Genomic DNA, 13,449 nt, shown 5'->3' on the forward strand with positions numbered 1-13,449 from the left:
TGCGTGACGGCGCCCCGCTCGGGGCGCCGTGGATTTCAGCGTTGCAGCAGGCGTGGGTTCTCCTCGCCGAAGATCTGCTTGCGCAGGGCCTTGAGGCGTTCGTCGATGGCGGCGTGACGCTGCTCCTCGCCGTCGACGCTGGCGAGCACCTCGGCGATCACCTTGTCCGACTCTTGCGCGTATTCGCGCAGTTGCTCTTCCTCGCCAGGCGTCGGCGCTTGCTGCTGGACGGAGGCGTTGTCCTTGAGCGCCATCCAGATCTCGAAGTCGAGCGCCTCGCGGCGCCTGGCATCGGCCTCCACATAGGGCGTCAGACGCTGGATCTCCTCGAAGGTCTGGCGCGGATCGGCGCCGACCGCCACCTCGCGCTTGAGCTGTTCGATCAGGCCTTCGGCGGCCTGCTTGCGTTCGATCTCGGACATCTGCCCGGCGTTGCGGCCGAACTCGCCGAGTTGCTGTTCCAGGTTGTCGGGAGCGGTGGCTGTATTCATCTCGGGGGCTCGGGAAGGAATGGAAGGTTTTGCCGCCGGTGTGGCCTGCGGGGGAGACGCGAAGGGCGCGACGGGCGCCGGCTCCGATGGGTAAAACAACAGGACGGCGCCGATGGCCGTGCCGCAGAGCAGCAGGGCCAGCAAGGTCCAGGTCAGGGTAGGTCTCATCGATGGACTCCTCGCTTCAGGTCGCTGCGATGTCGAGCAATGGATCGCTCCTGCTCGGCTTGCCGGTCTCGACGTGTCCGGCCAGGCGGCGGAGATAGTTGGCTTCCGTATTGCTGGCGGTCACGCTGAGGTCGTACCAGCCCTGGCTGCTGCGTAACAGCCACACTTCACTGATCGCCTGGTTCGGTTCGAGTTCATAGCGACGGCTGCCCTCCTGGGTATAGGCCGGGTTCGGCGTCACCGTCACGCTGCACGGCAGGCGGCCGAGATTGCGGATGTTCAACTGCAGGTTGCCGTTGCGTTGATAGGTGACCGATACCTCGGGCCGCGCCATCTGCGCGGCGAGATGCAGGTTGCCGTGGAACTCGCGGAAGAAGCCGTTGGGGCCGTGCACCTCGAAGGCGTAGCGGCCGTTGGCGTCGAGCAGGTCGTCGAGTTCGTCGTTGAGGGTCCGGCCCAGTTCCTCTCCGCTTTCCTGGACCACCGGATAGCTGGTCACGGTATAGAAACGCGGATTGCCGACTTCCCGCGGCTGCACCTGGAATACCGCAGCGGAGTGTCCCTGCGGATTGCCCGGCAGGCTCATGCCGTCGTTGCCCAGGGTCAGGCGCAGCTTGCCGGCGGCGATGTCGAGGGCCAGCGTGGCGTGCAACTGGTAGGGCACCGCGAGGGTAGGGCGCTGGCCCTTTTCCTGGCCGGGCAGGCTCTTGGGCTCGTAGGACCAGTACTTGGGGCTGGGCCGGTAGAACTGCTGCCAGTAGGCGTCCTCCTTGCGCGCGTCGCTCTGCGGGACGTTGGTCAGGTCGGGGGCGACCTGGGTATCGCCTGCGTCCTGGAAGTCGAACAGCGAAGTCAGGTCGCCGCAGACGGCACGCCGCCAGGGCGAGATGTTTTCCTCGACGACGCCGAAGCGGCGTTCGAGGAAGCGCAGCACCGAGGTATGGTCGAACACTTCGGCGCTGACCTTGCCGCCCTTCGACCAGGGCGAGATGGCGATCAGCGGGACGCGGTGGCCGAGCCCGATGGGCAGCCCGCTGGATGCCTCGATCTCGCCGGCGGTGCTGACCGTGGAAAGGCCGACGCCATCCTTCCACGGCGGCACCGGGGCGCTGGCGTGGTCATAGAAGCCGTCGCCCTCGTCGTAGTTGAGGATGAACACGGTCCTGGCCCAGACCTCGGGGTTGCTGGTCAGCGCGTCGAGCACCCGGGTCACGTAGTACTCGCCGAACGAGGGGCCCCACCAGGGATGCTCGCAGTAGCAGTAGGGCGCGACGATCCAGGACACCTGCGGCAGCGTGTTTTCTTGCACATCCTTGCGCAACTGGTCGACGCCGCGGGCGAGCATGGCGCGCTGCCAGAGGTCCGAATCGCGCGGAGCGTTCTTGAAGTTCCTGAACCAGGCGAGGGCGTTGCAGTCGTAGTTGTTCTGCTCCTGGAGCCGGTATTTCCAGTAGGCGTCGACGTACAGGTACCAGAGTGACGAGGAGCGGTAGCCGCCTTCCTGGTAGACCCGCCAGTCCACGCCAGCGGCGCTTAGCCGCTCGGGATAGGTGGTCCAGTCCACCGTGCCGCTGGCGCCGATGGTGCCGTCGCCCATGTCGTTGCCGATGTGTACGTCCTTGCCGTCGCCGCTGGGGGCGGCGCGTCCGCTCATGTGGTAGAGGCGGTTCGGATTGGTCGGGCCCATCATCGACTGGTGGTAGGCCTCGCACAGGGTGAAGGCGTCGGCCAGGGCGTAGTAGTAGGGAATGTCGCCGCGCTTGAAGTAGCCCATGGCTTCGGGGTACTGCACCGCCATCCACTTGTCGTTGCGGCCCTGGTTCCAGATCGCGTGGAAGGCCGACCATTCATGGTTCTGCGAACTCACCCACTGGGCGCTGGTGACTTTGGTATCCCAGTGATAGGGGGAGAACTCGTACTTGTAGTTCTGGTACCAGACCGGCTTGCCGTCCTGGCGCTTGAGCGCGCGAGGATCGTTGAAGCCGCGGACGCCGTTGAGGTGGCCGAAGTAGTGATCGAAGCTGCGGTTCTCCTGCATCAGGATGACCACGTGCTGGACGTCCTGGATGGTTCCGGTGCGGATGTCCGGCTCGATGGCCAGGGCGCGCCGGAGCGTCTCCGGGAACAGCCCGGAAAGGCCGGCCAGGGTAGCGGCCTGGGCGCCGTGCTTGAGAAAGGTTCGACGGCGGAATTTCCAGTTTTCGGTCATCGTTTTATTTCCCGGGTGGTTTTTTGATTTCCATCAATCTGCGTACTTCTTGTTTCGAGATGATTAATCGTCTTCCCTGTTTTTCCGGCAGGGAATACAGCGAGCCGATGGTTTCATGGCGATAATTTATCGGTTGATCCCGAAAGCGACTTCGATATGACCTTGAGCGACAACTTGAGAAGTTTTTCGGGATAAAAACAAAGGGCATGGAAATAGAGTTCCATGCCCTTGTCGGCTGAATGAAAGGTCACTTGTTCATGTGTTTTAAATCACATTTTATTTGACGACTTTCATGCGTCATAAAGTTGGCTGGCGAATCTCGAAACCTTGGCTGGAGCCCGCTAGGGAGTGGTGCCGAGCACCTCGAAGGAGCGGGTCGAGCCGCCGATTTCGCTGATCTTCTGGGTCCAGAAGTTCTTCGCGTTGCCATAGTGCCTGATGTAGTAATGGCCGGGCTCGGTCCCTGGTGGAATGGACCAGCTGATAGTCGCTTTCGAGGCAGATATACCCACTCTCTCCCAGCGGTATTGGGTATACCAGTCATTATCGGTGGCAACGGTCACGGGCGTCTGTTTGCCATCCTTGCCGATATTCACCACTTCCAGGAAAGTCTTCTCGGTGCGCAAGTCATTCTTCGGATGTCCGGTCACGAAAGCGACGGTCACCTTGTCGCCGATGCGATAACTTTCCCTGGGTTGTTGCAACACGTCGCCGAAGGACTTGCCGATATAGGGATCATCGGCCACTACTCCGGTCTGGAAGTTCATCTGGCAGCAGGACAGGTCCGGCGCTATCGCCGAGGTTTCCACCGGCAGGCGTTCGCGCAGCGCCACCGCCATGTCGACGAACAACTGCTGGTAGGCGGCCTGGGTCCAGGGGCCGTAGAGGGTCGAGCCGCCTTCGTATTCCTGGGCGGCGTATTCCTCGCGGGTGGTGACGTAGCTGGCATAGGCATTCGCGTAGCCATTGAAGATCACATGGCGGATACCGGCCGCTTCGCTGGCCGCCTGCACCGCGCGGCGGATCCGCACCCCGGCCATCACGGTGAACTCGGCGGGGGCGCCGAGCAGTTCCAACTGGCCGATGCGGAACATCTGGATCGGCAGCACCGTCGGCGTCCAGGGGTAGGGTTTCTTGTTGCCGGTGTCGGCGAGGATGGTCTTTTCCGCCTGGCATTGCACCAGTTCCTGCGGCGGCACGCCGGTGAGCAACCCGCCAAGGGCCGAGAGGAACGGATTGTTGCCTTCATCCAGCCCCAGCGGGCCTGGACCGTCTTCGGTGCTACCGGCGGCCAGACTGGTGCCGATGGCCGCGGTGCACAACTGGCGCGGCTGGCCGTCGGTGAACTCCGGGCGGATCGGCAGGCGGGTGAAGTCGACGAAACGGAAGCGCGAATCCAGTTCGCCGAGCACTTCCTCCTGGGCCTGGCCGGCGATCTCGTAGGCCTTGGCGAATTGGCGCAGACCGATCTCGCGGGTGTTGTCGAACTCGTTGTCGAAGGGACCGGAGCCGGGCTTCAGGTTCAGGTTGGGCGACAGGTTGCCGGCATTGGTCTGGGCGAAGGCGGCGACGAAACCGGCCCTGCGGCTGACGTCGTGCTCCCAGTGATAGGAGGCGTAGCCCTTGTTGTCCGGCGAGATCAGATGGTTGGCGTTGGTCATCGAGGTGCTGTGCACCGGGAACCAACTGATCGCGCCGGCCAGCTCGCCGTTGGCGTCGACGAAGCTGAGCACGCTCATCTGCGGGTCGATGCCATCCTCGTAGCCGGCGATGTCCGGATTCTTCAGGTGCGACAGCAGCGAACGGTTGCGGCTGGCGTTGCGCAGCTCGCCGCTGCCGTAGAACAGGCGGCCGGGCTGCAACCTGGCCTGGGCCCGCTCGATGGAGCGGACGATGCCGTCGACGATGGCATTGAAGGTCTTTTCCTGGAAGCCGAGCACCGACAGGTTGTACATCGCGTAGTGGGAGAAGCCGCCCGGACCGGAGTGGGTGTGGGTGGCGGCGAGCATCACGTTGTTCTCGTCGTAGACACCGGGGTACTTCGCCTTGAGCCGGGCCAGGACCTTCAGGTGCACGGCCTGGAAGATCATCCCCAGGTCGGTGTTGACGTAGACCAGGCGACGTCCGCTGGCCGCTTCCTCGATCACGAAGGCACGCGCCCACTGGCGCATGTGGATGCCGGCGGTCTTCTGTTCGAGGGAGGAGTAACCCATCATGCCGACTTCGGCGGCTTCGCCGGTGATGTCCGCCTTGCCCAGGCCGAAGCGGTAGGGCAGGTCGTCGGCCCTGGCAGGCATGGAGAGCGCCAGCAGGACGCAGGACAGCAAGAGCGCGGTGAATGCGGAACGTGACATGGCGACCCTCTTCTTGTTTTCCGCCGCTGGGCGGGCTGGGGACGGTGGTCATCGAAAGCGGGCCGGAGCCTGCCTCGCCTGGTTGCCACTGTAGTGCCAGGGTGGCGGCGTCGAGGGGGGGCGTAGCGGACAGGAAGGGGGTGAGCGCCGGACATCCTGCATGGACGGCAAGGCCGGCGGGTAAAAAAAGGCCGCCTGCGTGGGGAGGCACCGGCGGCCAGTCGGTTCGGCAGCGTCGAGCCGGTCTGCAAGGGCTGGCGCAGGTCTCGGCTGCGGCCTGCGCCGACGCTCCCGAGGGCATTCGTAGTGTGCCCGACGCCGGCTGTCAGGGCGCTGACGCCCGCCTGACAATGCCGACAGCGGACACCGGGCGCATGCTTATTTCACCAGCGCCTTCTCGCCTTCCTCGCGGACCCAGAACAGGGTGGCGCCGGCGACGGCGGCGGGCATCATGACCAGGTTGACCAGCGGGATCAGCAGCGCCAGGTAGGTCATCCCGCCGAAACCCATGCACGCCCAGCGCTTGCTGCGCAGCCAGGCGAGCATCTCGTTCCAGCCGAGCTTGTGGTTGTCCGCCGGATAGTCGATGTACTGCACCGCCATCATCCAGATGCCGAAGAGGATCCACAGCGGCGTGGCGATCAGGTTGACCCCGGGCACGAAGCTCAGCACCAGCAGCACCAGCGCGCGCGGCAGGAAGTAGGCGAGCTTGCGCATCTCGCGACCCATGGTGCGCGGGATCATCGCCAGCAGTTCGGCCCAGCTGAACGGCGGGAAGTCGTCGCGGCCGCGAACCACCACCTCGACCTTTTCCGAGAGGAAGCCGTTGAACGGCGCGGAGATGATATTGGCGACCATGGTGAAGGTGAAGAACACGATCACCAGCACCAGCAGGACGAACAACGGCCAGACGATGTACTGCAGGAAGCTCAGCCAGTCGGGCAGGCTGGGCATCAGCAGGTCGACCCAGTGGCTGAACTGCTGCATCGCGAAGCCGATCAGCAGGGCGAACACCAGCAGGTTGAGGGTCAGGGGGATCAGCACGAACAGGCGCAGGCCGGGACGCATGATCAGCTTCAGGCCTTCGCCGAGGTATTGCGGGCCGCTCAGGGCTGGCATAGGGAATGGTTCTCCGATGGGATGCGGGCTGAAACCTTAGCAGACTGGCGAAAGCCCGCGACAGAGCCTGTTTGACCGCGCATTTCAGGCTGGCGCCTGGTACAGGCAATAGTGGTTGCGCTGGCGCTTGGCCTGGTACATGGCGCTGTCGGCGGCACGGACCAGTCCTTCGGCATCGCCGGCATGCCGCGGGTAGAGAGCGATGCCGATGCTCGGGGTGACGAAGTCGATGCGTTCGCCATTCAGCGCGATCGGTTGGACCAGCGCCGCCAGCAGGCGTTCTGCGAGGCGCTGCGGATTGTTTTCCTGGCTGTCCTCGAGGAGCACGGCGAATTCGTCGCCGCCCAGGCGGTAGGCCTTGTCCGGCTGCCGCAGGGTGCTGCGTACCCGTTCGGCGACGGTCCTGAGGAGGGCATCGCCGATGTCGTGGCCGAAGCGGTCGTTGACCTCCTTGAAGCGGTCCAGGTCCAGGTACAGCAGCGCCAGTTCGCTTCCGCCGGAGCCGGCGCGAAGCAACGCCTGGCCGAGCTGTTCGTCGAAGGCCTTGCGGTTGCCCAGGCCGGTCAGCGGGTCGCGGTAGGCCATTTCCAGCAATTGCTGCTGGTAGGCGATCTGGTCGCTGACGTCGCGGACGATGCCGCGGTAGCCCCGCAGTTCGCCTTGCAGGTCGTGGATCAGCGAAACCGTGGCCTCGAAGTAGCCGAGGCTGCCGTCGGCGCGCTGCAGGGGGATGGCGAAGGTCTTGCCTGCGCCGCTCTGCATGGCGCGCTGGAAGGGTTGGCGGGCACGCGCCAGGTCGTCTTCGCCGAGCAGTTCGTAGTAGGGGTGGCCGATCAGCGTTTCGCGCGTCTGACCGAGCAGTTGGCAGAGCGCGGGGTTGACGGTGAGGATCACGCCGTCGACGTCCATTTCGAAGTAGCCGTCGCGCATCGACTGGAGGATCGCCCGGTCGCGCGCCTCGCTGTGTTCCAGGCGCTCGAGCATCTGGTTCATCTCGCCCGCCAGTTGTCCCAGCTCGTCGTTGCCGAAGTCGCTCAGGCGTATCGAGTGGGCGTTGCGTCCGACTTCGGCGACCTCCCGGTTGAGCCGTTGGACCCGGCGCAGGACCCACAGCTCCAGGGCCAGGTAGCCGACCAGGAAAGCGCCCAGCGCGACCAGCAGGGAGGCGCCGAGGAAGAAGTTGATGGCCTTCTCGCCCTGGATGTAGAGCAGGCGTTTCTTGGTGATGTCGAAACGCAGCTGCGGCTCGCCGCTGGAGCTCAGGTACTGCACCGAGACCTGCTGGACATGTTCGCCGATGAATCGCCGCGGGCTGAGCAGGGCCTGGTTGTGGGTACTGCCGCTGCGGCTGCGCAGCGGCTTCCAGGTGGCGTCGGTGGCGATGTTGGGCATCGGTTGCAGGTCGGCCTGCATCTGTTCGCGGAGGTTGGCCAGGCGTTCCCGGTCGAGGAAGTAGCCGGCGAGGATCGCGCCCTTCGCCGGCGCGCTACCCTGGTTGTTGCTGATAGGCACGCTGACCAGCAGGGTCGGCAGGTTGTCGACCAGCAGCAGCTCGCTCAGGCTGTGGTCGGTGCGTCCGCGAAAGTCCAGCGCGCCGAGGCGGATGGCGCGTTGCTGCAGTGCCTCGAGCAGGGCCTGGTCGCTCGCCGAGGGGGCGCCGAAGAGCACGCGCTGGTCGGGCGCGGGCGGGGACCACTGCTTCAGTTGCAGGTGACCCCGGTCGTCGAGGAACAGGACGAAGTCGAATCCCAGGTCGTCGAGCATCTCGTGGTCGAGGTTTTCCTGTTCGAAGGTCTCGTTGGGGCGCTGGATGAAGTCGTAGCTGGCATCCCACCAGGCGTAGGTGCGAACGATGTCCAGGTGGCGCTTCAACTCGAAGTCCAGCCGGTTGTGCAGGACGGTGGCGCCCTCTTGCAGGCGTTGCTGGTCCTCTCGGTCGAAACGGCTCAGCAGGATGCTTTCCGACAAGAGCCAGATACCGCCGAGACTGGCGGCCAGCAACGGCAGGAACAGCCAGAGCAGGCGTGTGCGTAGGGGCATGCGGTGAGGACGGGTAATGGGCGACAGCATGAGTCTAGCCGCAGGTTGAGAGCATAGGCTGACTCTATCGTGCGAATTGAAATTCGACATTTCAATGTATCGTCGTGGCTGGGTAACCTGCGCTGCATATTCTTCCGGGAGCCTGGCGTCGCCAGGCGCAACCCAACCTTCTAGGAGCCTCGACGATGAGCGTACTGGTCAACAAGCAAGCCCCCGACTTCACTGCTGCCGCGGTCCTCGGCGACGGTTCCATCGTCGATGCCTTCCAGCTTTCCAGCCTGCGCGGCAAGTACGTCGTGCTGTTCTTCTGGCCGCTCGACTTCACTTTCGTCTGCCCCTCGGAAATCATCGCCCACAACAACCGCATGGATAAGTTCCGCGAGCTGGGCGTCGAGGTGGTCGGTGTCTCCATCGACTCGCAGTTCACCCATCACGCCTGGCGCAGCACGCCGGTGGAGAAGGGCGGCATCGGCGCGGTCGAGTTCACCATGGTCGCCGACGTCAAGCACGAGATCACCCGCGCCTACGGTATCGAGCACGAAGACGGCGTGGCCCTGCGTGCCTCCTTCCTGATCGACCGCGCCGGGGTGGTCCAGCACCAGGTGGTGAACAACCTGCCGCTGGGGCGCGAGGTGGACGAGATGGTGCGCCTGGTCGAGGCCCTGCAGTTCACCGAGGAACACGGCGAGGTCTGCCCGGCCGGTTGGCGCAAGGGCCAGAAAGGCATGAAGGCGAGCGCCGAGGGCGTGGCCTCGTACCTGGCCGAGAACGCCGAGGCACTGTGATCCCGCTGCCGGGCGCGAAGTGTGCCCGACCGACCTTTTTCCGGGGCGACCGCTCCTTCCAAGCCTTCCCCATGTGCTTTGGTGGCCCCGTTTTTATTCGCGCCGACGCTGATGTCGGCAGGAGTCCGACGAGATGCCCGATACCCTCCGCCACGCCCGAGTGATCATCCTCGGTTCCGGTCCCGCCGGTTACAGCGCGGCTGTCTACGCCGCGCGTGCCAACCTCAAGCCGCTGCTGATCACCGGCATGCAGGCCGGCGGCCAGTTGACCACCACCACCGAGGTCGACAACTGGCCGGGCGATCCCCACGGCCTGACCGGCCCGGCACTGATGCAGCGGATGCAGGAGCACGCCGAGCGCTTCGAGACCGAGATTGTCTTCGACCACATCCATGCCGTGGACCTGGCCGGCAAGCCGTTCACCCTGCGCGGCGACAACGGCACCTACACCTGCGACGCACTGATCGTCGCCACCGGTGCCAGCGCGCGCTACCTGGGGTTGCCGTCGGAGCAGGCGTTCATGGGCAAGGGCGTGTCGGCCTGCGCCACCTGCGACGGTTTCTTCTACCGCAACCGCGAAGTGGCGGTGATCGGCGGCGGCAATACCGCTGTCGAAGAGGCCCTGTACCTGGCCAACATCGCCAGCCGGGTGACCCTGGTGCATCGTCGCGAGACCTTCCGCGCCGAGAAGATCCTCCAGGACAAGCTGCAGGCGCGGGTCGCCGAAGGCAAGATAGTGCTCAAGCTCAACGCCGAGGTCGATGAGGTGCTTGGCGACACGATGGGCGTCACCGGCGTGCGCCTGAAGAACCGCGATGGTGGCAGCGAGGAGATCGCCGTGGATGGCATGTTCGTCGCCATCGGCCATACTCCCAATACCTCGCTGTTCGAAGGGCAACTGGCCCTGAAGGACGGCTACCTGGTGGTCAACGGCGGGCGCGAAGGCAACGCCACCGCGACCAACGTACCGGGTGTGTTCGCCGCCGGCGACGTGGCCGACCACGTCTACCGCCAGGCGATCACCTCGGCCGGCGCCGGCTGCATGGCCGCGCTGGATGTGGAGCGCTATCTCGATTCGCTCTGATGAGAAGACAGCCCTGAGTGCTGCGTGCAAGGAAGGCCCCGCTTCGGCGGGGCTTTTCTTTGTCCGTTCGGAAAGCCGCGGGCAGTGGGTCGTCCGGTTACGCATCCGCCGACGGCGGACATCGGGGCCGAGCGGCGTACTGGCAGAACACGACTTAAGGACGGCGGACTGCGAATAGAGCAATTGCTCTAGCCGGCCTAGAATCCAGACGCTTCATCCTTCCCACGACAAGACAATAGAAGGAGCGTCATCCATGTTTCTCAGCCCTAGCGCGATCTGCCTGCTCGGCCTGATCGCCTGGACCCTGTTGCTGGTCTTCCTGCTGGTCAGCCAGCGCGGCCTGCTGGTACTCGGCGGGCGGATGGCGGTGAACGCCTTCGCCGCCGATGGCAGCAACACGCCTGGCGGTTTCGGCCAGCGGCTGGTGCGAGTCCATGCCAACTGCGTGGAGAACCTGCCGCTGCTGGCCGGCGCGCTGCTCTACGCGATCGCCAGCGGGCAGAGCAGCCTGACCGACCCGTTGGCGCCACTGGTGCTCGGCGCCCGGCTGTTCCAATCGCTGATGCACCTGGTCAGCACCTCCGCGCTGTTCGTCTGGCTGCGTTTCGCCGGCTTCTTCGTGCAGTTGCTGGTGCTCGCCTGGTGGCTGCTGCTCCTCGCGGGGCTGGCCTAGCGGCGCCGGCTCAGTCGCCGGCGGCCAGTTGCTCGGCGAATACCTCGCGGTCGACGTTCGCTCCGCTGAGGATCAGGCCTACCTTCAGCCCCTTCAGGCGCTCGCGCTCCTGCCAGGCGGCGGCCAGCGCCGCCACCCCGGCGCCCTCGGCGACGTTGTGGGTGCTGGTGAAGCACAGGCGCATGGCCGCGCCGATCTCCCTGTCGCTGACCCGCACCAGGCGATCGGCGCCGGCCAGGATCATTTCCAGCGCGCTCGGGTCCGGCGTACTGCACGCCATGCCGTCGGCCAGGCGGGTGTCGACCGGGTGGCTGATCGCCGTGCCGGCCTCGAACGACAGGGCGTAGGCCGGCGCATGGGCGGACACCACGCCGACGATGCGGGTCTTCAGGCCCAGCGCGTCGCGCGCGGCGATCAGGCCGCAGATGCCCGAACCCATACCGATCGGCACGTAGACTTCGTCAAGGTCGGCCAGCGCGGCGAACAACTCCAGGCTGTAGCTGGCGACCCCGGCCACCAGCCAGGGATGGAACGCCGGAATCAGGTGCAGGCCTTCGTGCCGGGCGCGCTCGGCGGCGTATTCGCGGGAGGCCTGGAAGTCCTCGCCATGCTCGATCAGCTCCGCGCCGAGGCTGCGCATCGCCGCGTTCTTCTCGCGGCTGTTGCCGTGCGGCACGACGATGATCGGCTGGATGCCGTAGCGGCTCGCCGAGAAGGCCACCGACTGGCCGTGGTTGCCGCGGGTGGCGCTGATCACGCCGGCCGGCCGCTCACCCTGGTGCGCCAGGTGGTGGAAATACACCAGGCCGCCGCGCAGCTTGAAGGCCCCCACCGGCAGGTGGTTCTCGTGCTTCATCCACACTTCGCAACCCAGTGCCTCGCATAGCAGTGGCCAGCGTATCTGCGGCGTCGGCGGCAGGCTCTGGTGGACGATGGCGGCGGCTTGTTGGAGGGAGGCGAGAGAAAAAGGCATGCGTGGTTTCCCCGTGCTGGTGGTCGGACCAGCCTAGGGAGCGCACGGCAGATTGAACAGGCACACGTAGCCAGGGTTTCGCCGGGGGACTGTACCGTTGCGCGGATTCGCCGTCTCGCGGCGGGTGCCTGGCGGCGAAAACGACTGCCGCCCGGAGCGGGCGGCAGTCGAGGGCGTTACAGCAGGGTCCAGGCGTCCTGCCAGGCCATGCCCTTGCCCGGGGCGTAGTAGAGGTCCCAGCCCTTGCACCAGCCGGAGTTCGGGTAGGGCTTGCACTGGTAGCGCTTGCCATCGGCACCGCGCACTACGGTCCCGGCGTCGTATTGCTGCAGGCCTTGCGGATAGTCGAAGTCGACCTTGCCGTCGCCGCCCGGTTGCTCGCCGCCGCCCTCGACCGGCAGTTCAATGTCGACCTGGAAGCGGTAGCCGGCCTGGCGCACGTAGACCTGGTTGTCCTGCGAGCTGGCCACCGGGCTGACCGCCCCGTAGGCATCCAGCACGCCGATGTTGACCAGGGTGGAGTCCTGGTTGACCTTCTGCGCCAGCGCCAGCGGCCATTGCTTGGCACCGTTGTTGCCCTGGGCCAGGGTCAGGCTGTGACGCTGGGCGTCGCGGCCCTGGGCATCGAACAGGCGCAGGGTGACGGTGGCACCGGCCGGCAGGTCCTGCTGCGCGCGCAGGTTGCCCAGCGCTTGCCAGGGGTTGGCGACGGCGCCGCTGAAGCTCACGTCGATGCAGGCGTAGAAGGCTTCCGGGCTGTCCGAACGCTGCCAGACGTTGTAGATCACATGCTTGCCGGTCTTGCCCTGGGGCAGCGGGCAGTTCATCCGGTAGGTGCCGTTCTCCAGCTTGACGCTGGTGATCGAGCAGAACGGCGCGGGTTCCAGGTCGCTCCAGGCCAGCGGCTTCTCGGGGTTGTAGCCGTCCTTGGTGATGTAGAAGTCGAAGTAGCGGGTCGCGTGCGGCGCGCTGGCCTTGTAGACGAACTGGAAGTTGCCGCTGGCGTCCGGGGCGATGGCGGTGCTCGGCCAGTCGCTGCGAGCCAGGTTCAGGCCCTTGAACAGTGCCTTGCCGGCGCCGCAGAGCTGGCCGTCGGGGACCACCGCCTGGTGGTTGCCGTTGGCGTTGCCCTGGTTGACGCCATTCCAGTCGTACAGCGCCTGGGTGCCGCCGGCGGCGACGGCGGCCTTGCAGGCGGCCGACTTGGGATTCTCCGGACCTTCGAGGAAGCAGCCGTAGACCCGGCTGGGCGGCGTTTCCATCGAGCCGTGGGCATGGGCTGCCTGGGGCAGGAACAGGGCGAGGGTGAGTGGCAGGAGTGCCAGGGTGGCTGAGTAGTGTTTCATGACAAGTCCTTTTTTCCAGAACCGGATTCATTTCGAAGCGGGCTGATCCTAGCCCTCGGTGCCGGTTTGAGGTCCCTACCAAATGTGACGGGCCGGTCAGATTCGCTACCCACTCCTGATGGATGTCGCGGAATGCAAAGCGGTCGGCACCCGCACTGTGAGCCGGTAGAGGCAGGCAAAGGGCCGCCATGGGGGCGGGGAAGGCAA

At 65.5% G+C, this 13,449-nt stretch carries 10 protein-coding genes; 3 read left to right on the forward strand and 7 right to left on the reverse strand.

Features of this window, described 5'->3' with window-relative positions:
• Positions 1–35: 35 nt before the first annotated feature.
• The 5 genes from plcR to HMPREF2581_RS24765 form a co-directional block, all read right to left on the reverse strand.
• Positions 36–659, reverse strand: a complete 624-nt coding sequence (gene plcR, locus HMPREF2581_RS24745; RefSeq protein WP_003122996.1) for a phospholipase C accessory protein PlcR — start codon at positions 657–659, stop codon at positions 36–38.
• Between the two features lie 16 nt (positions 660–675).
• Positions 676–2,868: a phosphocholine-specific phospholipase C gene (locus HMPREF2581_RS24750; protein WP_003140852.1), complete on the reverse strand. Its 2,193-nt coding sequence runs from the start codon at positions 2,866–2,868 to the stop codon at positions 676–678.
• A 341-nt stretch (positions 2,869–3,209) separates the two neighbouring features.
• Positions 3,210–5,222 carry a ceramidase CerN gene (gene cerN, locus HMPREF2581_RS24755; protein ID WP_003140850.1) on the reverse strand — a complete coding sequence of 671 codons (2,013 nt, stop codon included), beginning with the start codon at positions 5,220–5,222 and terminating at the stop codon, positions 3,210–3,212.
• 378 nt (positions 5,223–5,600) lie between these two features.
• Entirely contained in the window at positions 5,601–6,341 is a 741-nt protein-coding gene (cysZ, locus tag HMPREF2581_RS24760; protein WP_003085838.1) for a sulfate transporter CysZ, read from the reverse strand.
• A gap of 84 nt (positions 6,342–6,425) precedes the next feature.
• Positions 6,426–8,381: a sensor domain-containing diguanylate cyclase gene (locus HMPREF2581_RS24765; RefSeq protein WP_023980572.1), complete on the reverse strand. Its 1,956-nt coding sequence runs from the start codon at positions 8,379–8,381 to the stop codon at positions 6,426–6,428.
• Between the two features lie 185 nt (positions 8,382–8,566).
• Between HMPREF2581_RS24765 and HMPREF2581_RS24770 the strand changes: the two genes are divergently transcribed.
• The 3 genes from HMPREF2581_RS24770 to HMPREF2581_RS24780 all read left to right on the forward strand — a co-directional run bounded on the left by HMPREF2581_RS24770 (position 8,567) and on the right by HMPREF2581_RS24780 (position 10,923).
• Positions 8,567–9,166 carry a peroxiredoxin gene (locus tag HMPREF2581_RS24770; RefSeq protein ID WP_003085842.1) on the forward strand — a complete coding sequence of 200 codons (600 nt, stop codon included), beginning with the start codon at positions 8,567–8,569 and terminating at the stop codon, positions 9,164–9,166.
• Positions 9,167–9,299: 133 nt separating this feature from the next.
• On the forward strand, positions 9,300–10,250 hold the full coding sequence (gene trxB, locus HMPREF2581_RS24775; protein ID WP_003134313.1) for a thioredoxin-disulfide reductase: 951 nt from the start codon (positions 9,300–9,302) through the stop codon (positions 10,248–10,250).
• A 253-nt stretch (positions 10,251–10,503) separates the two neighbouring features.
• Positions 10,504–10,923 (forward strand): MAPEG family protein, encoded by a 420-nt coding sequence (locus tag HMPREF2581_RS24780; RefSeq protein WP_003085846.1) that lies wholly within the window; start codon positions 10,504–10,506, stop codon positions 10,921–10,923.
• Between the two features lie 10 nt (positions 10,924–10,933).
• Here HMPREF2581_RS24780 and HMPREF2581_RS24785 read toward each other — a convergent pair whose 3' ends face one another.
• Both HMPREF2581_RS24785 and cbpD read right to left on the reverse strand, forming a co-directional pair.
• Positions 10,934–11,896: a threonine dehydratase gene (locus tag HMPREF2581_RS24785; RefSeq protein ID WP_003140849.1), complete on the reverse strand. Its 963-nt coding sequence runs from the start codon at positions 11,894–11,896 to the stop codon at positions 10,934–10,936.
• Between the two features lie 176 nt (positions 11,897–12,072).
• Complete coding sequence (gene cbpD, locus HMPREF2581_RS24790) at positions 12,073–13,242, reverse strand: chitin-binding protein CbpD (RefSeq protein WP_003140848.1); 1,170 nt, start codon at positions 13,240–13,242, stop codon at positions 12,073–12,075.
• Positions 13,243–13,449 lie beyond the last annotated feature (207 nt).

Source organism: Pseudomonas sp. HMSC057H01 (assembly GCF_001836405.1).
GTDB lineage: Bacteria > Pseudomonadota > Gammaproteobacteria > Pseudomonadales > Pseudomonadaceae > Pseudomonas > Pseudomonas aeruginosa.